Genomic DNA, 20421 nt, shown 5'->3' on the forward strand with positions numbered 1-20421 from the left:
GACGACGACGATGGCGGCGATGCCTATGAGGGGGAGGCCGCGATGGCCGCGTGGGCGGCCGTCCAGGCGGCCGCGTGCCAGGGCCTTGAGTCTCCAGCTTGAATTCTCCAGCGTGCTTTCCGGGATCTTTCTGCATCGCGAGCGGTATCGCCTCGGCTACATCAGGTAGCAGGCTTGCGCCCAGGCCGACGGTCACGGCACCACACATCAGGGTCCGGAGCGCAGTGCGACGGTCGATTGCATCCATTGTTGTTCTCCTTCTTGGGACGCCCCCTTCCCCGCATGCTCACAGATCAGCCCGACCTCAATCGGCTACCCGGCGCATCGCTCGGAATCTCACCCGGCAGGTAGTTCGGTAGCCGGCCTGCCGGAATAATTGCCAGCAGCGCAAGGCCGGCCATGATCAGAAGCCCGATCTTCAGCGCGCGCAGCCGCGCCTCGGTGTTCACGCGCACGGCTTCCTCGACCTGCTGCGGCGCGGCGGTCGTGCCTTCCATCACGCTGCGCAACCGGTCGTTGCTGACGAACGTGATGTTGTTGAGATCGACCTGGCTCTGGATTTCCTTTGGCAGCACCGGGTTCGCCGCGATGCTGGTCAGCGCGATCGAGCTCAGCAGGCCGACGAGAAGCGCACCTGCCAGCGCCGTTCCGACCGCCGCGGCAAGATTTTGCGTGGTACCGCGCAGTGAACCGACGTCGCCCGCCAGTTCCTTGGGCGAGGCCGTGACCAGGATGTTGAACAGCAGCGTCACCAGCGAACCCTGGCCGATGCCGAACAGAACCAGGCCGAGAATCACGGGGACCTCGCTCCAGTCGTTACGCACGACAAAGGCGAGCCACACCAGGCCGATGGTGCACAGCATGAAGCCATAGCGGCCGATCTGCCGCGGCGTCAGCCGGTCATAGATGTTGACGATCAGCATCGCCGTGAAGAACACCGTCAGATTGAACGGCATCATCGCAATCGCGGTCGCCAGCGGCGAACGGCCCTGGACGATCTGGATATACAGCGGCACCGAGAAATTCAGCGCCGCCTCCAGCGCGACCACGGCAAACAGCGCGTAGACCGCACTGCGCTCTTCCGGCGAGTCGATCACCTGAAGCGCCAGCAGCGGCGTCTTCCCCGCCGCTTGCCGCCGGTGCGTCCACGTCAGGAACGCCTGCCCAAGCACGACACCGAGAATGATCATGACCGGCGCCGGCGAAAGGCCGAGCAGATCAAACGGCGCATTGGCGGTCGCCAGCGCAAGACCCCAGCCGTTCAGGTTGTTGAAACCGAAACTGATGAGGATGATGGCAGAGGCGGCCAGCACGACACCGAAGATATCGATCTGCACGTCGGGGCGGCCGTAATCGCGCTTGAGACGGAAACTCAACAGGAAGACAATGGCGGAAACCGCGATCAGGATTCCGAACGCCGGGCGCCAGCCGATATAGGTGCCGAGCACGCCGCCGATGATGAACGCCAGCACGCCGGCCGCCGCACGTGCGGAGCCGAGCGCGCCGACGGCCGTCGCCTGCTGCCGCCCCGTATAGTTCTCGGCGATCAGCGCCACCAGCGATGGCACGATGACCGCCCCCGCCGCGCCGCAAAGCGCCTGCGCAACGATCATCAGCGTTGCCGTAGGACTGAAGGTCATCAATATCTGCGATGCGCAGAACAGGACGACGGCAAAACGAAAAACCTGCAGCGCGCCGAACCGTTGCGCTAGCTTGGCGCCGAGCATGACGAAGCCGGCCACCAGCATCGAATAGGCCACGATGCCGGTGGCGACCGTGGTCGGCGCCACCCCGAAACTCTTGACCATCCCGCCGAGCGCGACCGGCAGCGAGGCGACGTTAAAGGACATGATCATCTGGCCGAGCGCGATCGCAATCATCGGCACCCACGACTCCCTCGCTCGTTCCCGGATTGCTCCGATCGGTATCGAGTGCGTCGCCATGGCGTCCTCCCGAGTTGCTCGGCTTTTGGATCGACCGAGCCACAGGCTCGATCAAGCCGCTCTTTGCATCTGCATCAGTTTTCCGGTTGCGACACGAACAAATCCATTCCCAGCCGCTGCGACAGGAATTTCGCCGCCAGTTGTCCCTTCACGCTGTTGCCGGCCGCATCGAGCGGCGGCGCGAAAGTGCCGAAGCCGCCCTTGCCCGGAGAAACCGCGACGATGCCGCCGCCGATCCCGCTCTTGCCGGGCAGGCCGATGTCGTAAAGCCAGTCGCCCGAGGTCTCGTACAATCCCGCGGTAATCATTGCGGTGAGCGCATAGTGGCAAACCGAAGCTTCAACCACGCGCTGCCGGGTAACGGGATTGACGCCACCGTCCGCCAGTGTCGCCCCCATCACCGCCAGATCTCTGGCGCTTACATTCAGCGAGCACTGCCTGGTGTAGAGATCGGTCGCCTGCTTGGGGTCACAATAGATGCGGTCGTAGCTCTGCAGCAGCCGGGCGATACTGCGGTTGCGGTAGTTCGTTTGCGACGCCGAGGCGTAAACCTCCTCATTGAGCGCGAGCTTGCGACCAGCAAAGCGCGACAGCCCGTCGTGAATGAATTGCCATTGACCTTCCGCTGTCAGGCCCGGCACAAGACTCGTGGTCGCGATCGCACCCGCATTCACCATCGGATTGGTCCGGCCAGCGCCCTGCTCGACGGCGGCGAGCGAGTTGAACGGCAATCCTGTGGCGTTCGCGCCCAGTCTTGCGCGCGCCTCCTCGGGGCCGACCGTCTCGCAAACCAGCGCGAACACGAACGGTTTCGACACGCTCATGATCGAGAATTTGAACTCGGTGTCTCCGGCCTCATAGATGCGGCCGCTGGTGCCGGCCACACAGATCCCGAACAGTTCCCTCGGAACCCTGGCAAGCGCCGGATAGACTTGTGAATTGCGCCCTTCGGCATTCGACTTGAAACGCCGGTGGGCATCGGACACCAGCCTCTGTACTATCTCGGGCTCGGGCAGATGTCCCGTCGAGACGTATGGCCGCTCTGCTTGTACCGCGGTCGAAGGAAAGTCCATTGGACCCCTCCCGGCGGCTGAAGCGATCTACCTGAAGATCGCCGAGCCGTTCAGCAACACGGATTGCGCGCTGAAAAGCGGCCTCCATCGACCGCTTCAGCTTTTTGTGACCTGCAATGAGCGTAGTGTTCAGGGGTGCATCGAGTCAATCGCACAACCTTAAAGTAGGTTTGCGGCGAGTGTGTTCCGCTACAAAATTTTGTGACAAATCGCGCGACACTGACGGTGATGTCATCGACAAACCTCAGCGAATTAGCAACCAATTTGACCGAGCGCTGTCATGGTTTGATGAGCGCGATCAGCGAACCGTGATCCGTTCGCCCGCAGGTTGTGATAGCGTGGGGCTTGTGCCGCACGGCTACCGAGCGACCCGCAACGCGCCGCTGATAAACGGCTCTGCGGGATCATCCTCGCCGCCGGCGGACTTGCCGGCAGCGGCGCTGCGCGGCGGAAGGAGCGTTGATCCGTCAACGCCCCGTTCGGCCTGCAGCAGGTCCATCACATCAAGCTGGAGGACACGGAGATGTCAGATATGATCGCCATCATCTACCCATCCGAGGCAAAGGCCGAGGAAGTGCGGCAACGCCTGTTCAAACTGCAGAAGGAATATCTGATCTCGATCAGCGATGCCGTGATTGCCGTGAAGACGGAGGCCGGCCCCGTCAAGCTGAACCAGCTCGTCAACACGACGGCCATAGGAGCCGTATCGGGCAGTTTCTGGGGACTTCTGATCGGCGTGATCTTCCTCAATCCCATCCTTGGTGTTGCGCTCGGCGCGGCTTCGGGCGCGCTCGGCGGTGCCCTGTCGGACTACGGCATCGATGACGCCTTCATGAAGGAGCTCTCCACAAGCATGCAACCCGGCAACGCCGCGCTGTTCGTACTCGTCAAGAACATGACGCCGGAGAAGGTATTGCGGGAAATTCAGGACGCCGGCGGCACCGTGCTCAAGACCTCGCTGGATGACAGCAAGGAGCAGAAGCTTCGCGACGCGCTCGCGAAAGCGAGCACCGGGCAGCCGGCGCCAAAAACGAATGCCGCTTAGCCCGCGGCAGCCAACTGAAGGATCAGCCGGTTGCGACTATGGCGGCGTCGCGCTGATGCCGCCTTACGTGGTTTGGATGTTCGCACTTTGGATCCTTCTTTTCATCGCGTGGTACCTGTTGGGTCTTCCCTGGAGAGTGTAACCGGAAGCGCGGCGCGGAACGCGAGATGGGGGCCTGGTGATGACGAAGCCAACTGCCGCGCGCGGCCTGATCAGCATGGAAGGTCGCATGCTGATCGATCCGCGCGATGGCGACATCGAAGACGATGCAGCAAGCCCCGGACAGCGGTCGCTGCTCGCGATCGCCGGAACCCTGCTCGTCGAAATCAGCCTGCCGAAATTGCTGTTCGCCTGGACGGTATTGCTGCTGCTGCCGGCCGTGCTGCTGGGCCTTGCGCCGCTGCTGGCGTCCGCCTGGTTTTCGAAATTGTCGGAACGTCTTGCCGCATTGACTGAAATCGGTGCGGCCGTCGCGCTGATCGCGGTTCTTGCGCTGGGGTGGATCGGATGGCGGCCGCTGTTTCGAATTGCCGAGACCAGTTTCTGGTCGCTTAACGCCCTCCTGGTCCAGCCCGGCTACGCGTTCGGACGCGAAGCGTTGCGGCATCTGACGGAACTGGTCGGAGGCAAAAACCTGACCCCCGCCGGCCGGGCCCGCCTGCGTAGCGCCAACTCGGTTGGATCCGGCATCATGCTATCCGCATGCGCCGTGGCGATCGCGATGCTGGCCTGGCCTGCCTCGCGCTGGACCGGCAACTGGAGCGACATCGCCCTGCTGCATCGCCTCGTCGTACCGATGCTTGCGAATGCCGTCGTGCTGGTGTCGGGATATCTGGCGATCGCATCGCTGGTCTGGGGCTTTGCCGACGCCAGCATGCCTCAACCGCTCGACCTTGCCGCGTTCGATGCCGCCTCGGCCGAAGGCCGGCGCTGGCGCATCGCGCATCTATCGGACCTTCACGTGATCGGCGAACAATATGGCTTTCGCATCGAAAGCGGACGCGCCGGCCCGCGCGGCAATGACCGGCTCGATCGGATCCTGGCGCATCTCGCCGCCATTCACGCGATCGATCCGCTCGATCATGTGCTGGTCAGCGGCGATATGACCGACGCCGGTCGCGCCGGCGAATGGGCCGCATTCCTCGACGCACTGGCGCATCATCCGGAGCTCGCGGCGCGGATGATCCTGTTGCCCGGCAATCACGACGTCAACATCGTCGACCGCGCGAATCCGGCCCGGCTCGACCTGCCGTTCAGCACCGGCAAGCTGTTGCGGCAAATTCGGACGCTGTCGGCGCTCGCCGCCGTGCAAGGCGATCGCGTGCACGTCGTCGACGCCGAGGGAAAGCCGATCGCTACGCTGCAGGCGACGCTGGCGCCGCACCGCGATGCGATCGTAGCCGTTGCCAAGCGCGGCGGCCTGCGCCGCGTTGTGGCGCTGCGCGGGCTGTTCGATGACCAGTTTCCGATGATCGTGCCGCCCGATGCCGAAGACGGCCTCGGAATCGCTATCCTGAACTCCAATGCAGAAACCCACTTTTCATACACCAACGCACTCGGACTGGTGTCCGTCGAACAGACACGCCGCTTCGAGGCGGCGGCCCGACACTATCCGAGGGCACGGTGGATCGTCGCGATGCATCATCATGTGGTCGAGTATCCCATGCCGGTAAAGGCGTTTTCCGAACGCATCGGAACCGCATTGATCAACGGCAACTGGTTCGTGCGCAGGCTGGAAGCATTGGCCGATCGCGCCATCGTGATGCACGGCCACCGTCATCTCGACTGGATCGGCGCGTGCGGCCGCTTGAAAATCATCTCTGCTCCGTCGCCGGTAATGAATGCGACTGATGATGCGACGACGTATTTCTATATTCACACGCTGGCGGCTGGCCCGGATGGGCGGCTGGATCTGCTGTCACCGGAGCGCGTGGAGATTGCGGGTGCGACAGCGGGCTAGATTTTACCGGGCTTCGCCGGGTCGGGCCCGCCAAGCAGATCGGCGATCCAGCGGCTTGATGGATGCGCGGCGCAAAAAGTAAGTATTGCGAGCGCGATCGGCACGCCAATGAAGGTCCCGAACAGGCCCCACAGGAACGTCCAGAAGAAGATCGAAAACAGCACGACGACAGGTGAAATCGACAGCATGGTGCCGGCGACGCGTGGCTCGATGTAGCTGCCGACCGCGAACTGGATGATATTCAGGCAAATGAAGACGCCGAGCACCGCCGGCCAGCTTTCGAATTGCGTCATCGCCAGCAAGGTCGGAAACAGCGTCGCGATGAACGGCCCGATGAACGGGATATAGTTGAGCACGAAGGCGATCACGCCCCACTCGAATGCGAATGGCAGTCCGGTAACGCCTGCGAAAGCGCCGACCAGCACGCCGGTCACCGCGCTCATTTTCGTCCGCACCAGCAGGTATCTTCGAAATTTCGCCGCAGTCGCCGCGCTGCCGTCGAGCAGCACGCGTGCCGCGGTGCGGTTATCCAGCCGCTCGATCTTCTGCCTGACATTGTCGACTTCGAGAAGTCCGAGCATGACGTAAACGAGCGCAATCACCCAGAAGGTGAGCGTGGTGTTGAGGCGCCCGGTGACATACTGCGTCGCGCGCAAGAGCCAGCCTACGTTGAAATGTTCGGCCCAAAGCCCTGCGACCGAAACGCCGTGGCCGTCCAGCCAAGTCACCATCGCCGAATAAAGGGCCTGGTAGCGCGGCAGATCCGCGACCAGCGATCGTCCGACGCGACCAAATCCCCAGGCCGCGAGAGAGGCAAAGCCGAGACAGATCGCCACCGTGGCGACGACGGTGATCGCCAGCGCGACAAGCTTCGGCATCCACGACTGCAACCGCTTCTGGACCGGCCACACGATGGCGATAATGAAAATGGCCGCCGCCAGCGGCGCGAACACGTTGCTCGCCTGAGCCGCAGCCGCGATGACCAGCACCGCCGCGATGATTCCGGTTGTGATCGTTAGCCCGAAGCTTACCCCATGTTGGGTTCCTTCGACCTTCCAGCAACCCGAGATTGTCAGCTGTCTTGAACCGCGGCAAGAGCCGGCCGCCTCCGGCAGCAAGCGTGACCGCCGTCACGTACCGCAAGGGTAAAGCGGCTTAGCGTCCCCACAGCAAATCTCGCCACGAGATTCACGTGAGGAAGCCGCCATGTCCCGTTTCAAGTCATTGCTGTTATCTGCCAGCTTGCTGGCAGGCCTGCTGGGCTTCGCCGGCGCCTCTTTCGCCGAAGCCCCCAACGCCGACATCCGCAACGGCATGCAAACACCGCCGGCGGCGGACCAGCGCATCGCGCTGGTGATCGGCAATTCGAATTACCAGACCGCGCCAAAGCTCGCCAATCCCGGCAACGACGCGCAATCGATGGCGCAGCTTTTGAACTCGGCGGGCTTCGAGGTGACGCAGGCGACCGACCTGACGCGCAGCGACATGGTCAAGGTCGTGCAGGACTTCTCCGCCAGGGTCGCCGAGCGCGGCCCCGGCGCCGTCGCCATGATCTACTATGCCGGTCACGGCGTGCAGGTGGCGGGCGAGAACTATCTGCTCCCGGTCGATGCAAAAATCTCTTCGCCGTCCGATCTCGACGGCAATTCGCTGCGGCTGGTCGACCTGATGGGCACGCTGGAATCAATCCAGAGCCGGATGCGTATCGTCGTACTCGACGCCTGCCGCAACAATCCGTTCCCGGAGGTCAATGACACCGGGCGGGGCCTTGCCATCGTCGACGCGCCGAACGGCTCGATCGTCGGCTACTCGACCGCGCCGGGCATGGAGGCGCAGGACGGCGACGGCAACCACAGCCCGTATACGTCGGCCTTCCTGAATGTCGCACGCGAACCGAACCTGCCGATCGAGCAATTGTTCAAGCGCGTCCGGCTCGAAGTGAACAGCGCGACCAAGGGCCGTCAGACGCCGTGGGAAAGCTCGTCGCTGACCTCCGATTTCTATTTCTTCGGCGATACGGCGGTTGCGGCAGCCCGCTCGCCGGATCGCCGCCCGATCATGCAGGCTGCGGCTAATCTGCCGTCGCGTTCGGTGCGCCAGGCCTACGACTACGTGCTGTCCGAAGGCTCGCCCGAGTACTATGAGGAGTTCATCCGGCTCTACCCGCATGACCCGCTGTGCGACCACATCCGCGTGCTGCTCGGCAACCTGCAGGTGGCAAAGGCGTGGCACAAGGCGGTGCTCGCGAACTCGCCCGTCGCCTACAAGACGTTTCATGACAATTATTCCAACAGCCAGTACGCCAAGTCTGCATTGAAGCTGCAGGGTGCGCCGAAGCCGGTGCATCTGATGCAGTTCACGCATCTGGCGAAGCAGTCGCCGTCGTTCAAGTCGGGGAACTTCGGCCACGCGCCGACGCTGGGCATCTCCAAGGGCAATCTTGGCGCCCAGGCTCATATACCCTCGCCATCGAAGATCGTTACGCTGCCCGCCAAGGGCGGGATCAACCCGGCCAACATTGGTAACAACGGCAAAGTGGGTAAGGTCACGACCTTGCCTGGCAAGATCAACACCAATCCCGTCAACACCGGCAAGGTCGCGAAATTGCCCGGCAGGTTCAACAACAACTCGGCAAGGCTCACCAACAGGCCGATGGTCAACACCGCGCCGCGTCGTTTCAACAGCGGTATGGGCGGAGGCTTCAGCCAGCGCGTCGCCGCAAGCCCGTCGCGCAATTCATTCGCCCGCAGTTCGTTCGGTGGCAGTTCGTTCGGTGGCCGTTCGTTTGGCGGCGGCTTCGGACGGCGCTGACGGGAGAGCTTCGTACAAGCGCGAAACCGGGCAGAGCACACGCTCTGCCCGGTTCCGTTTGAGACGGGATGATCAGGCGACCAGCTTGGCGAACAGGTCCGCGTCGACATTGCCGCCGGAGAGCACGATGACGACGTTCTTGCCCCTCGCATCGATGCGACCGGCCAACAGCGCGGCGAGGCCGACGGCGCCGCCCGGCTCGACCACAAGCTTCAATTCCCGATAGGCATAGGCGACCGCCGCGCCGACTTCCTCATCGGAGGCGATCACGCCATTCGCCAGCAGCTTGCTGTTGATCGAGAAGGTGAGCTCGCCCGGCATCGCCGCCATCAGCGCATCGCAGATGGTGCGGCCGGCGGCATGATGGGCCTCGCGATGCCCGGCACGCAACGACAAGCCATGATCGTCATAGTCCTTGGGCTCGGCGACGATCACCTGCGCTTGCGGAAATTTTGCCTTCACCGCCGTCGCAACGCCGGCGATCAGCCCGCCGCCCGAGGCCGGTGCCACCACGATATCGGGGACGAGCCCGAGCGCCGTCATGTCTTCGGCGATCTCACGGCCCGCGGTGCCTTGTCCGGCGATCACGAAGGGATCGTCATAGGGGCGCACCAGCGTCGCGCCGCGCTTCGCAGCAATGCCGTTGGCGATCGCTTCGCGGTCTTCCTTGTCGCGGTCGTAGAGCACCACCTCGGCGCCATAGCCCTTGGTGCGCTCGCGCTTGGTGACGGGAGAGTCCGCGGGCATCACGATGGTGGCCTGCATGCTGAGGATCTGCGCCGCCGCCGCCACGCCCTGGGCGTGGTTGCCGGAGGAGAACGCGACCACGCCGCCGCTGCGCTTGTCCTGCGGGATCGAGGCCAGCTTGTTGAAGGCGCCGCGGAACTTGAACGATCCGGTCCGCTGCAGCATTTCGGGCTTCAGAAACACCTTGGTCCCGACGCGTTCATTGAGAACGGGGAACGACAACAGCGGCGTCCGCACCGCAAAGGGCGCGACCACCTTGGCGGCGGCCTCGATATCGGCCGCGCCAATGGGTGGATTTTGGATAGGTTCTGGCATCCGTCATTTGTATCGCGGTCGCCGACGGGCGAGCAAGACGATTTACCGTGAATTTAGGCGTTACCCGTGAACTCAGGCGGCGAAATGCGGATCTTCCGCGCCAAATTCGGCCACCTCGCCTTCCGGCGGCTCGGAGCGGACATTCAGGGCATGCTCGACAAAGACCCGCGCGGAGGCCTGCCAGCTGTAGCCGGTGGCGAATTCGACGCAATCCTGCCGCGAAACCTGCAGCGCCTCGAGGCAGGCCGCGCGCAGGTCGTCGTCCAGGACGCCGACCGGCGCCGAGCCGATCACGTCGCGTGGACCGGTGACCGGAAAGGCGGCAACCGGCAGGCCGCTGGCCAGCGCCTCCAGCAGCACCAGGCCAAACGTGTCGGTCTTGCTGGGAAATACGAAAATGTCCGACGCCGCGTAGATTTCAGCCAATTCCTCGCCGTGCCTGGCGCCCAGGAACACGGCGTCCGGATATTTCCGCTCCAACGCGATTCGGGCCGGTCCATCGCCGACGACGAGCTTGGTGCCGGGCAGATCGAGGTCGAGGAAGGCTTCGAGATTCTTTTCGACCGCGAGGCGCCCGACGCTGAGATATACCGGCATCGGCAGGCAGAGATCGACGCTGCGCGGATGAAACAGCGAGGTATCGACGCCACGCGACCACAGCACCACGTTGCGAAAGCCGCGCATGCGCAATTCGGCCGCCAGCGCCGGCGTAGCCGCCATCACCGCCTGGCTCGGCCGATGGAAGGCGCGCAGCACTCGCCAAACCCAAGCTTCCGGTATCGGCGAACGCGCCGAAACATATTCGGGAAAGCGGGTGTGAAAGCTCGTGGTGAACGGCAGGCCGCGCTTGCGGCAATAGCGCCGCACCAATAGTCCGATCGGGCCCTCGGTCGCGATATGAATGCTGTCGGGCTTTGCCGCCTCGATCAGCTTTGCGATTTTTGCCGGGTACGGCAGCGCCAGCCGGAGATCGGGATAGCTCGGCATCGCAAAAGTGCGAAACGATTGCGGCGTCAGGAAGCTCACCTCGACGCCAAATCCCTTGGCCGCCTCTGCCATCATGGTCAGCGTGCGAACCACCCCGTTGACCTGGGGATGCCACGCATCGGTCGCGACCAGGATATGCGTCATGCGGCGCGCGCCGCGACGCGGGGAACGGGTGCTGCCCTTCGCTGCGGATCGGTCCAGATAATGATCTCGAACCGGCCGTCCTCGTGCTCGGCAAGCGCAGTGCAGCTTTCCACCCAGTCACCGCAATTCATGTAGCGGATGCCATGCTCGTCGCGGATGGTGGCGTAGTGGATGTGGCCGCAGATCACGCCGTCGGCGCCGTGCCGCCGCGCCTCGCCGGCCAAGGTCTTTTCGAACGCGCCGATATAGTTCACGGCGTTCTTGACCTTCAGCTTCGCCCATTGCGACAGCGACCAATAAGGCACGCCGAACATGCGCCGGAAGAAATTGACCAGCCGGTTCATCTGAATGGCGAAGTCATAAGCCTTGTCGCCGAGATGGGCGAGCCAGCGCGCGTTCTGCACCACGAGATCGAAGATGTCGCCGTGGATGATGAGGTAGCGCTTGCCATCGGCGCCCTCATGAATGGTGTTTTCCACCACATCGATGCCGCCGAAATGCGTGCCGTAATAATTGCGCAGGAACTCGTCGTGATTGCCGGGCACGTAGATGACTTTGGCGCCCTTGCGCGCCTTGCGCAGCATCTTCTGCACGAAGTCGTTGTGCGATTGCGGCCAGTACCAGCTCGACTTCAGCGCCCAGCCATCGACGATATCGCCGACGAGATAGATGGTGTCGGCGTCATGGCTCTTGAGGAAATCCAGCAATCGATCGGCTTGCGAGCCGCGGGCTCCAAGATGGACATCGGAGATAAACAAGGTGCGAAAACGCCGTTCCGGGCTTTCTTCACTCAAGGAGTCACTACCCATACCTGTCCCCTGACAGATTTCTGTGACAGGGCGATGACTGTTCACGCCGCGATATTTCCGCGAGAATCACTGCCGCGCCCCACAACTTGCGGATAGCAGCGCGATGCGACAGGCAGGCGACAGTGGAGAGGCAAGATTTCGCTGTCGTCCCTGCGAAAGCAGGGACCCATACGCCGCGGCACCAATTGTTTTGGAAGACGTCAGCCATCTCGCTTCTATCGATAGGACAGCGCGGTATGGGTCCCTGCGTTCGCAGGGACGACGAAAGATAGGTCAATAAAATTTATGAAAATGGTGGATCGGCCCGTGACCGCGGCCAACGCTGAAACGGTCCGCCTCCGCAATCGCAGCGCTGACCCAGGCCTTGGCGTTGCGCACGGCGGTTTCCATGCCCTCGCCCTTCGCCAGTCCCGCGGCAATCGCCGAGGAGAGCGAGCAGCCGGTGCCGTGGGTATTTTTTGTGGCGATGCGCGGCGCGGCGAGTGCGGTGACACCGGAGGAATCGACCAGGTAATCGATGCTCTCGGCGCCCTCCCCGTGGCCGCCCTTGATCAGCACCGCCTTGCAACCGAGCGCCAGCAATCGCCTGCCTTGTTTCTCGACGGCGGCTTCGTCCGCCGCCACGCCTTCGTCGAGCAGCGCTGCGGCTTCCGGCAGATTGGGCGTGATCACCGACGCCAATGGAATGAGCCTGGTCCGCAACGCGTCGACGGCTTCAGTCGCGAGCAGCCGGTCGCCCGAAGTTGCGACCATGACGGGATCGAGCACGACGTGCTTCGGCGACCAGCGCTTAAGCCCCGCGACGATGGCGTCGATGACCGGCGGGTGCGCCACCATGCCGATCTTGACCGCGCCGACGTCGAGATCTGAAAACACCGCGTCGATCTGCGCGGTCACGAACTCCGCCGGCACCTGGTGGATGCCGCTGACGCCCGTGGTGTTCTGCGCGGTCAGCGCCGTGATCACGGAGGCGCCGTAGACGCCGAATGCGGCAAACGTCTTGAGGTCGGCCTGGATGCCCGCTCCTCCAGAGGAATCCGAGCCTGCGATGGTGAGCGCGATCGGCGTCGTCATCGCAAACCTCGCGCAAATCGTGTGGTGAGGGCCATGAATTGTCCTACCGCGGCAGGGCACGGGCGGCAAGCTGGCTTGCCATCCCCGGCGGTTTTTGGCCTATTGGGGCCAACATTTTTGGAGACGACAGCGATGGTTCCCTTCTTCGTCCAGTTCAAATGCAAGCTCGGCCAGTCCTATGCCGTCGCCAATGCGCTCGCGGAGGCCGAGATCGCCTCGGAGATCTATTCCACCGCCGGCGATTACGATCTGCTGGTCAAATTCTACGTCGATAACGACACCGACATCGGGCATTTCGTCAACGAGAAGGTGCAGGTGATTCCGGGCATCCAGGACACCCACACCATCATCACCTTCAAGGCGTTCGGCACCGGCTAGCAACGGCGGCCCTGCCCGCCATTGCCGTCGACTTCGCCCGGCGCGGCCACGCCCGCGGGCCTCTGGGAGTGCCCGTCCTGTCCGATACATCAGTTACTTTTGACCGGTTGAAGGCCTTCATCGAGCAAGCGCTCACCGCGGTGGGCTTGCCGGACGCCGATGCTGCAACGATCGCGGCCCTGATGGCGGAGGCCGACCTGCAGGGATCGGACGGGCACGGCGTCAGCCGGTTGCCGCAATATGTCAGGCGGATCAAGGCCGGCGGCTTCAACGTCCGGCCCAACATCCATGTCGTGCACGAGCACGCTGGCACCGCCGTCCTGAACGGCGACAATGGCATGGGCCACCTCGTGATGAAACGCGCGGCCGGGATTGCGATCGAAAAGGCGCGCAGCACCGGAATAGGCTGGGTCAACTCGCAGTTCAGCAACCATGCCGGCCCCGCCTCGCTCTACGCCACGATGCCGCTCGCCCATGACATGATCGGGCTCTACTTCGCGGTCGGCAACGCCAACCACCTTCCGCCCTGGGGCGGCCTCGACATGCTGCTGTCGACCAATCCGATCGCAGCCGCCATTCCGGCCGGCGACGAAAACCCGATCGTGCTCGACATGGCGACCACGGTCGCCGCCTACGGGAAGGTGAAAACCAAGGCGTTGCGCGGCGAGACCATGCCGGAGGGCTGGATGATCGATCGCGAAGGCAGGCCGCTGACCGACCCGAAGCGCGCCGACGAAGGCATGCTGCTGCCGCTCGGCGGCATGGAGGCCGGATACAAGGGCTACGGCCTTGCGATGATCATCGGCCTGCTCGCAGGCACGCTCGGCGGCGCCGCGATGGGCCGCGACGTGATCGACTTCAATCACGACGACGACAACGTCACCAACACCGGACAGGCGATCGCCGCGATCAACATCGCAGCCTTCGGCGACATTGCCGTCTTCAAGCGAAGCGTCGATGCGCTGGTGCGCGACTTCCGCAACAGCCGGCGCATGCCGGGCGTGGATCGCATCTGGGTGCCCGGCGAACGCAGCCATGAAACGCGCCTCAGGCGGACCAGCCTTGGCATTCCAATAGCGCCTGCGCTGCTGCGCGGGCTGGACCAGGTCGCCGACGATCTTGGGATTGCGCGGCTCTAGGCCGCGTCCTGCGGCTGTGATGGCGGCCGGGGGGCTGGAGGCCGCCGCGTCCGCCTCCTGCCGCCAATGAAGCCGCTCGCGGGCGGTACCCGTTAACCATCCCAGCGGATTTGCATGCTTTTGCCATAAGAGCATCATCCTACCGCCTTGATATTTTTGATTACCTAAGGCGTCGTCAATCGGAGGGCTCCGCGGCGGGGGACGTTCCGAGGGGGAGATAGTCGCGAGTACCACCATGAGGACGCTATACGATTTGCTCGGGGCGCTTCCGAGTGATGATGCCGAAGGCTTGCGGACCGCGTTCCGCAAGGCTGCGAAGGCGACTCATCCCGATATCAATCCCGACAATCCCGATGCTGCCCTGAGGTTCAGGGAGCTGGTGCGCGCCTATGACATCCTGACCGATGCCGAGCAGCGCGAGACCTACGATGAACTGCTCGCCATTGCGCTCCAGCCGCCGGCCACGAATGCCGTGCAGACCTACGAGACCGTGCGCAAGGTTGCCTCCAACACGATGGCGGCAACGGTCATTTCGGCAGTGCTGGTCGGAGGCTACGTCCTGTTCGGGCTGTTTTCAAAGCCACCCGGCGCAGCGGAAATCACGACCATCGGCGAAGCGCAAGTCGTCGCAGCGCTGCATCCTGACGTCACCGCTTCGGATGAACCGCCCGTCCAGCGCGAGGGGGACGTATCGACCGTCGGCGCCATCGGGACATCGGCGGTTGCGCCCGCGGCGAAAGAGGCAAACGCCACGGCCATCGGCCGTTTCGAACAGGTCCCAGGATTCGTCTCATACAATCTGGCGATTCAATATTATCCGCGCTTCGCAACTGCCAATTTCGACCGCGGCATCGTTCTGTATCGCGTCGGCGATTTCGACCCGTTCGCCGCTATCGCTCCACCCAAGCCGGCCACGGACTTGAGGCGGGCAAAGATCGCCACGCCTGCGACCGCCACACCTGCGCCGCGCAAGCCGCTGATGATCGTGCCTCCTATTGCGTCCCCTGCGCCGCCAGAGAGGCGAATGCCGATCACCGCGGCCTTGACGCCCTGAGCGCAGGCGCAACGCGCCGGTCATGACTTCTCGGCGTCCTTTGCCTTCTTGGGCCGCGGCGGTCCCTCGACCGGCGGCAGCGACTTCAGGTATTCTGCGACGGCGGCGCGATCCTCCGGCGGCAATTGCGAAATGTTCCTGATCACGCGCGCCATCGATCCGCCGGCGGTGTCGCCGTCAGGCGTCTGCCCGGTTTCGAGGAAGTAGGCGATGTCCTTCGCGCTCCACTCGTCCAATCGCTTCTGGGTGATGTTGGGCACCCAGCCCTCGCCCTCCGGATTGGGCCCGCCTGCGAAGCGTTGCGCCTCGACGATACCGCCGAGGAAGTTGCGCGGGCTGTGGCACTCGGCGCAATGGCCCAGACCGTTGACGAGATAAGCGCCGCGATTCCATGACGCCGAATGCGAAGCGTCCGCCGTGTAAGGCTTGCCGTCCATGAACAGCCATTTCCAGATGCCGACATTGCGACGGATGTTGAACGGAAACGGCACGTCGTGGTCGCGCGGCTTGCCGGTCACCGGCGCCAGCGTCTTCAGATAGGCAAAGAGATCGCGAACGTCGTCGACCGTCGCATGCTGGTAGGACGCATATGGAAAGGCCGGAAAATAATGCTGGCCGTCCGGCGACGTCCCCTTGAGCACAGCCGTCACGAAATCCGCTTCGCTCCACCGGCCAATACCGTATGTGGGATCGGACGAGATGTTGGGAACGTAAAACGTCCCGAACGGTGAAGGCATTGCAAGCCCGCCGCCGAGCTTCAGCCGATCGGGCTGGTTGGGAACGGCGTGGCAGGAGGAACAGCCCCCGGCATTGAACGCCATGAGACCATTGGCAAGGTTCGGCGCGCGGGGAGCAAGCGAGGCCGGGGCAACGACCGCCGGGATCGTTAGCCACCAGAAGGTGCCGGCGCCGGCAGCGCCAGCCAAAATCAAGCCGAGGAGAATTCGTCGCAGCATTCACCGATCCGTCGTCACGTGTCCAAATTTGTTGACCAATATGAACGCACTTTGCGCCACAAGCTTCCACGAAATTTTCAGACGTTGTCGGCGTTTCGGGAATAAATTCGTGAAGTCGTTGTTTTGAGGCTGACACGGCCGTTTGATGTCAACAGGGAGAAACACCATGTCGAACAAGACCATGCTTGTCACGCTTGCGCTGGGGGCAGCGATTGCTTTTGCCGGACCCGCGTCCGCCGACAAGATGAAGGCGACGCTTGACGGCAAGGCCCAGGTGCCGCCCAACACCAGCGCGGCCACCGGTACCGCCGACATCGACTACGATCCCGCCAGCAAGAAGCTGAGCTGGAAGCTGAGCTATTCCGGCCTGTCCGGCCCCGCCACCGCCGCCCATTTCCACGGGCCCGCGGAAGCCGGCAAGAATGCCGGCGTCGCGGTCGCCATCCCCAATGCAACATCGAGCCCGGTTGAGGGCAGCGCGACATTGACCGATGCGCAGGCTGCGGACCTCGCGGCCGGCAAGTACTACATCAACATTCACACCGCAGCTAATCCGGGCGGCGAAATCCGCGGTCAGGTAACCAAATAAATCAAGTCACCGAGTAGATTTGGTGACGAAGCAGGTAAGTTCGAACACGAGTCAACAACAACAAGAAAAGGCTAGAGCATTCGAACCGGTGTCCACTTCGCTCGAAAACGCTATAACACAAAAGGGGCGGACGCTTCGCGGCGTCCGCCCCTTTTTAGGCCAGAGCATGATCCAGAAAAATGCGTGGCGGTTTTCCCTCGCGACAAACGCGGAACGCGTTTGCGCGGAGATCATGCTCAAAGTTAGAATGCGATCAGCCCTTCTTGATCCGGAATGTCTCGTGGCAGGCACCGCACTGCTTGCCGATGACGGGCAGTTCCGCCTTTAGCGTGTCGAGATTCTTGATCTTGCTTTTGGCATCGGCGACGACCTTGGCGAAGCTATTAATTTGAGACTCGAAGCCGGCCTTGTCACTCCAGATTTTCGGCGACGGATCGTAATCACCCTCCAGCTTAAGACCTTTCATGCTTTCGGGGAACAGCGTCGGAAGGTTCTTGGCGGTGTCTTCGAACTGGGCCAGCGCGGCATTGACAGTCGCCTGATCGTAGGGCTTTTCGCCCTTGACCATCGCCGACAACGCGCCAGCGTTCTTGCCATTGTCCTTCATCATGGCTTGGGTCCGCTTGACCTGATCCTGCTGTGCAACGACCGCACCGGCACTGAATGCAAGCACAGCTGCGACGACGATGATCCGCTTCATTGGCTAAATCCCCTTCAATTCGGGTTTGTACCGGTCCCAAAGGTGGTGCGGACTGGTTGTTTGTAAACACCACATGCGGCGCATCATTCCGCATGCGACAAAATATCAGAGATTATGCAGCTTCTGTGCTTCACGGATTGCGATCCAGACCCGCTCGGCCGTGGCCGGCATGTCGATGTGATCGATCTTGTACTCGCGCCACAGGCCCTCGATGATCGCATTGACCACCGCGGGACAGGACCCGATCGCACCCGCCTCGCCCGCGCCCTTGACGCCGAGCGGATTGGTCGTGCACGGCACGTTGTGGGTTTCGAAATGGAATGACGGGCCGTCGGATGCGCGCGGCACCGCATAATCCATGAAGGTGCCGGTGACGAGCTGGCCGTCGGTTGCGCTGTAGACCGCCTGCTCCATCAAGGCCTGGCCGATCCCCTGCATCGCGCCGCCATGCACCTGGCCGGCGAGTAGCAGCGGATTGAGCGTGACGCCGAAATCGTCGACGATGACATAGTTGATGATCTTGATGATGCCGGTGGCGGGGTCGATCTCGACTTCGGCGAGATGCGTGCCATTCGGATAGGTGCCGTCGGCCTGCGCGAAGGTCGCACTCGCATTCAGTTTCGAGGGATCGACGCCCGGACGTTTTGCAATATCCGCGAAGCTGATTGAGCGGTCGGTGCCGGCGATGCGCACGAGGCCATTGCTGATCTCGAGGTCGCCCGCGCTGGTCTCCAGCGCTTCGGCGGCGATCTCCTTCAGCTTGCCACCGAGGTCGCGGGTGGCACGCTCGACGCTGACGCCGCCGGTCGGAATCGACGCCGAGCCGCCGGTGCCGAGACCGGTGGCGATCTTGTCGGTGTCGCCCTGCAGGACGTGGACGCGCTCCGGCGGCACTCCGAACTGCTCGGCGACAAGTTGCGCGTAAGCGGTCTGGTGGCCCTGCCCGCTCGACTGGGTGCCGATCAGGATAGAGATGTCGCCATTGGGATCGAGCGCGACATTGGCGGTCTCCTCGCCCATGGTGCCGCAGACCTCGACATAGCAGGCCATGCCGATGCCGCGCACCAGGCCGGCCTTCTTCGCCGCCTTGGCGCGCTTGGGAAACTCCTTCCAGTTGGCGACTTCCATCGCGCGCTTCATATGCGCAGTGAAGTCGCCGGAATCGTAGACCTTTCCGGTTGCGGTCTTGTAGGGCATCGCCTTCGGCGGAATGAAATTCTTGCGCCGGATCGCATCCGGCGTCATGCCGAGCTTACGCGCCGCCGCATCGACCAGCCGTTCGACCACATACGCAGCTTCAGGCCGTCCGGCGCCGCGATAGGCATCGACCGGCACGGTGTTGGTGAACACGGTGCGGACGCGGCAATGGAAGGCCTGGATGTCGTAGAGGCCGGGCAGCATGCCGGCGCCGCCATGCGGGATGTAAGGCCCGAAGGTCGAGAGATAGGCGCCCATGTCGCCCATCAGGTCGACGTCCATCCCTAAGAACTTGCCGTCCTCGGCCAGCGCCATCTTTGCGGTGGTGACGTTGTCGCGGCCCTGCGCGTCGCCGATGAAGTGATCGGAGCGGTCGGCGGTCCACTTGATGGTCTTGCGCAGCTTTTTCGCGGCGACTGAAATCAGGGCGTATTCGCGGTAAGGGAATAGTTTCGTGCCGAAGCCGCCGCCGACGTCGGGGCATATCACCCGCATCTTCTCCATTGGCATCTTCAGCACCATGCCGCACAGGATTTCGCGCAGGCGATGGCTGCCCTGGCTGCCGATCGTCAGCGTCAGATGATCGCGCTTGGCGTCGTATTCGGCGACGGCTGCGCGCGTCTCCATGAAGTTGGTGATGACGCGCGGGTTGACGATCGATACCTCGGCGACCGCATGCGCCTTGGCAAAGGCGGCCTCAGCCGCCTTCTTGTCGCCGATCGACACGTCGAACAGCACGTTGCCGGGCTTGTCGGGCCAGACCTGCGGCGCGCCCTGCTTGACGGCGTTGACGACGCCCACCACCGAAGGAAGCGGCGTCCACTTGACGTCGATCGCCTCGATCGCATCGCGGGCCTGGTCGATGCTATCGGCGACCACGAAGGCCACGGCGTCGCCGACATGGCGCACCTCGTCCTTGGCGAGGATCGGGTATGGCGGGCCGGTGAAGGGATCGGTTTCCAGGTTGAACAGACACGGCAGGTCGCCGAGATCGCCGACCTCGGCCGCGGTCAGAATCAACGACACGCCCGGCATCCCGCGGGCCTTGGTGACGTTGATGGTGAATTTCGCATGCGCATGCGGCGAGCGCAGCATCAGCGCATGCATCGCGGGCTGTGGCGAATGGTCGTCGGTATAGCGGCCCTTGCCGCGAATCAGCGCGTCATCTTCCTTGCGGAGAACGCTTTGACCGACGCCGAATTTGATGGGAGCTGCCATCGTATCTCCAATTGTCCTGGAGCACGATGACGCCTCTTCGAACCGTCATCCGCCCCATCTTTTTGTTTGAGCATGGCCCTTTCGGAAAACCGGTACCCACTTTTCCGGGCCATGCTCTAGAAGCGTTCCATATTGCAGCGGTTCGCGCGTCAGCGCAAACCGCTTTCGGCACACCGGTCAGGACCCGGTCTTGGCCTGGCGCAACCGACCCGGCGCCCACTCAGTGGAATTTTTCGCGACTGCACAACAAAAAGCCCCGGACGATGCCGGGGCTTCGAGTTC

17 protein-coding genes are annotated in these 20421 nt (G+C 63.2%); 7 read left to right on the forward strand and 10 right to left on the reverse strand.

Going from position 1 to position 20421, the window contains the following annotated elements:
* Window positions 1-293 precede the first annotated feature (293 nt).
* Together C7G61_RS06355 and glsA are read right to left on the reverse strand one after the other, a co-directional pair.
* Window positions 294-1943 carry an MFS transporter gene (locus C7G61_RS06355; RefSeq protein ID WP_244608148.1) on the reverse strand — a complete coding sequence of 550 codons (1650 nt, stop codon included), beginning with the start codon at window positions 1941-1943 and terminating at the stop codon, window positions 294-296.
* Between the two features lie 74 nt (window positions 1944-2017).
* The gene (gene glsA / locus C7G61_RS06360; RefSeq protein WP_108513229.1) at window positions 2018-3016 is read right to left on the reverse strand and encodes a glutaminase A; all 999 of its coding nucleotides are present in this window, start codon (window positions 3014-3016) and stop codon (window positions 2018-2020) included.
* Window positions 3017-3539: 523 nt separating this feature from the next.
* On the opposite strand from glsA, the gene C7G61_RS06365 reads away from it, so the two are divergent.
* Together C7G61_RS06365 and C7G61_RS06370 are read left to right on the forward strand one after the other, a co-directional pair.
* Window positions 3540-4061 carry a DUF1269 domain-containing protein gene (locus C7G61_RS06365; RefSeq protein ID WP_108513230.1) on the forward strand — a complete coding sequence of 174 codons (522 nt, stop codon included), beginning with the start codon at window positions 3540-3542 and terminating at the stop codon, window positions 4059-4061.
* Between the two features lie 181 nt (window positions 4062-4242).
* Window positions 4243-6021 carry a metallophosphoesterase family protein gene (locus C7G61_RS06370; protein WP_108513231.1) on the forward strand — a complete coding sequence of 593 codons (1779 nt, stop codon included), beginning with the start codon at window positions 4243-4245 and terminating at the stop codon, window positions 6019-6021.
* Here C7G61_RS06370 and C7G61_RS06375 read toward each other — a convergent pair.
* Entirely contained in the window at window positions 6018-7010 is a 993-nt protein-coding gene (locus C7G61_RS06375) for an AI-2E family transporter (protein ID WP_244608149.1), read from the reverse strand. The genes C7G61_RS06370 and C7G61_RS06375 overlap by 4 nt on opposite strands.
* 217 nt (window positions 7011-7227) lie before the next feature.
* Here C7G61_RS06375 and C7G61_RS06380 point away from each other — a divergent pair, with 217 nt between their 5' ends.
* Window positions 7228-8832: a caspase family protein gene (locus tag C7G61_RS06380; protein ID WP_108513232.1), complete on the forward strand. Its 1605-nt coding sequence runs from the start codon at window positions 7228-7230 to the stop codon at window positions 8830-8832.
* A 72-nt stretch (window positions 8833-8904) separates the two neighbouring features.
* On the opposite strand, the gene C7G61_RS06385 is transcribed toward C7G61_RS06380, so the two are convergent.
* The 4 genes from C7G61_RS06385 to thiD form a co-directional block, all read right to left on the reverse strand.
* Window positions 8905-9894, reverse strand: coding sequence for a threonine ammonia-lyase (locus C7G61_RS06385; protein WP_108513233.1), 990 nt, complete (start codon window positions 9892-9894; stop codon window positions 8905-8907).
* A gap of 72 nt (window positions 9895-9966) precedes the next feature.
* Window positions 9967-11025 (reverse strand): glycosyltransferase family 4 protein, encoded by a 1059-nt coding sequence (locus C7G61_RS06390; RefSeq protein WP_108513234.1) that lies wholly within the window; start codon window positions 11023-11025, stop codon window positions 9967-9969.
* On the reverse strand, window positions 11022-11834 hold the full coding sequence (locus C7G61_RS06395) for a UDP-2,3-diacylglucosamine diphosphatase (protein WP_108513235.1): 813 nt from the start codon (window positions 11832-11834) through the stop codon (window positions 11022-11024). Before C7G61_RS06395 ends, C7G61_RS06390 begins: the two co-directional genes overlap by 4 nt.
* A gap of 273 nt (window positions 11835-12107) precedes the next feature.
* Complete coding sequence (gene thiD, locus C7G61_RS06400) at window positions 12108-12908, reverse strand: bifunctional hydroxymethylpyrimidine kinase/phosphomethylpyrimidine kinase (protein WP_108513236.1); 801 nt, start codon at window positions 12906-12908, stop codon at window positions 12108-12110.
* A 132-nt stretch (window positions 12909-13040) separates the two neighbouring features.
* On the opposite strand from thiD, the gene C7G61_RS06405 reads away from it, so the two are divergent.
* The 3 genes from C7G61_RS06405 to C7G61_RS06415 all read left to right on the forward strand — a co-directional run bounded on the left by C7G61_RS06405 (window position 13041) and on the right by C7G61_RS06415 (window position 15479).
* Window positions 13041-13286, forward strand: a complete 246-nt coding sequence (locus C7G61_RS06405; RefSeq protein ID WP_029583462.1) for an Lrp/AsnC ligand binding domain-containing protein — start codon at window positions 13041-13043, stop codon at window positions 13284-13286.
* Window positions 13287-13354: 68 nt separating this feature from the next.
* Entirely contained in the window at window positions 13355-14425 is a 1071-nt protein-coding gene (locus C7G61_RS06410) for an Ldh family oxidoreductase (protein ID WP_244608150.1), read from the forward strand.
* 235 nt (window positions 14426-14660) lie between these two features.
* Window positions 14661-15479 (forward strand): J domain-containing protein, encoded by an 819-nt coding sequence (locus tag C7G61_RS06415; RefSeq protein ID WP_108513238.1) that lies wholly within the window; start codon window positions 14661-14663, stop codon window positions 15477-15479.
* Between the two features lie 20 nt (window positions 15480-15499).
* Here the strand turns inward: C7G61_RS06415 and C7G61_RS06420 are convergent, their stop codons facing one another.
* Complete coding sequence (locus tag C7G61_RS06420) at window positions 15500-16435, reverse strand: c-type cytochrome (RefSeq protein ID WP_108513239.1); 936 nt, start codon at window positions 16433-16435, stop codon at window positions 15500-15502.
* A 166-nt stretch (window positions 16436-16601) separates the two neighbouring features.
* Between C7G61_RS06420 and C7G61_RS06425 the strand changes: the two genes are divergently transcribed.
* Entirely contained in the window at window positions 16602-17024 is a 423-nt protein-coding gene (locus tag C7G61_RS06425) for a CHRD domain-containing protein (protein WP_190241688.1), read from the forward strand.
* Window positions 17025-17277: 253 nt separating this feature from the next.
* Here C7G61_RS06425 and C7G61_RS06430 read toward each other — a convergent pair whose 3' ends face one another.
* Together C7G61_RS06430 and C7G61_RS06435 are read right to left on the reverse strand one after the other, a co-directional pair.
* Window positions 17278-17724, reverse strand: coding sequence for a c-type cytochrome (locus C7G61_RS06430; RefSeq protein ID WP_108513240.1), 447 nt, complete (start codon window positions 17722-17724; stop codon window positions 17278-17280).
* Window positions 17725-17829: 105 nt separating this feature from the next.
* On the reverse strand, window positions 17830-20139 hold the full coding sequence (locus tag C7G61_RS06435; RefSeq protein WP_108513241.1) for a xanthine dehydrogenase family protein molybdopterin-binding subunit: 2310 nt from the start codon (window positions 20137-20139) through the stop codon (window positions 17830-17832).
* Between the last annotated feature and the right edge of the window lie 282 nt (window positions 20140-20421).

Origin of the sequence: Bradyrhizobium algeriense (assembly GCF_003062295.1) — a bacterium.
GTDB classification, from domain to species: Bacteria; Pseudomonadota; Alphaproteobacteria; order Rhizobiales; family Xanthobacteraceae; genus Bradyrhizobium; species Bradyrhizobium algeriense.

Coding starts and splice junctions, on each gene's coding strand:
- C7G61_RS06355 (WP_244608148.1), bottom strand. CDS start 1,943: ATGGCGACGCACTCGATACCGATCGGAGCAATCCGGGAACGAGCGAGG.
- glsA (WP_108513229.1), bottom strand. CDS start 3,016: ATGGACTTTCCTTCGACCGCGGTACAAGCAGAGCGGCCATACGTCTCG.
- C7G61_RS06365 (WP_108513230.1), top strand. CDS start 3,540: ATGTCAGATATGATCGCCATCATCTACCCATCCGAGGCAAAGGCCGAG.
- C7G61_RS06370 (WP_108513231.1), top strand. CDS start 4,243: ATGACGAAGCCAACTGCCGCGCGCGGCCTGATCAGCATGGAAGGTCGC.
- C7G61_RS06380 (WP_108513232.1), top strand. CDS start 7,228: ATGTCCCGTTTCAAGTCATTGCTGTTATCTGCCAGCTTGCTGGCAGGC.
- C7G61_RS06385 (WP_108513233.1), bottom strand. CDS start 9,894: ATGCCAGAACCTATCCAAAATCCACCCATTGGCGCGGCCGATATCGAG.
- C7G61_RS06390 (WP_108513234.1), bottom strand. CDS start 11,025: ATGACGCATATCCTGGTCGCGACCGATGCGTGGCATCCCCAGGTCAAC.
- C7G61_RS06395 (WP_108513235.1), bottom strand. CDS start 11,834: ATGGGTAGTGACTCCTTGAGTGAAGAAAGCCCGGAACGGCGTTTTCGC.
- thiD (WP_108513236.1), bottom strand. CDS start 12,908: ATGACGACGCCGATCGCGCTCACCATCGCAGGCTCGGATTCCTCTGGA.
- C7G61_RS06405 (WP_029583462.1), top strand. CDS start 13,041: ATGGTTCCCTTCTTCGTCCAGTTCAAATGCAAGCTCGGCCAGTCCTAT.
- C7G61_RS06415 (WP_108513238.1), top strand. CDS start 14,661: ATGAGGACGCTATACGATTTGCTCGGGGCGCTTCCGAGTGATGATGCC.
- C7G61_RS06420 (WP_108513239.1), bottom strand. CDS start 16,435: ATGCTGCGACGAATTCTCCTCGGCTTGATTTTGGCTGGCGCTGCCGGC.
- C7G61_RS06425 (WP_190241688.1), top strand. CDS start 16,602: ATGTCGAACAAGACCATGCTTGTCACGCTTGCGCTGGGGGCAGCGATT.
- C7G61_RS06430 (WP_108513240.1), bottom strand. CDS start 17,724: ATGAAGCGGATCATCGTCGTCGCAGCTGTGCTTGCATTCAGTGCCGGT.
- C7G61_RS06435 (WP_108513241.1), bottom strand. CDS start 20,139: ATGGCAGCTCCCATCAAATTCGGCGTCGGTCAAAGCGTTCTCCGCAAG.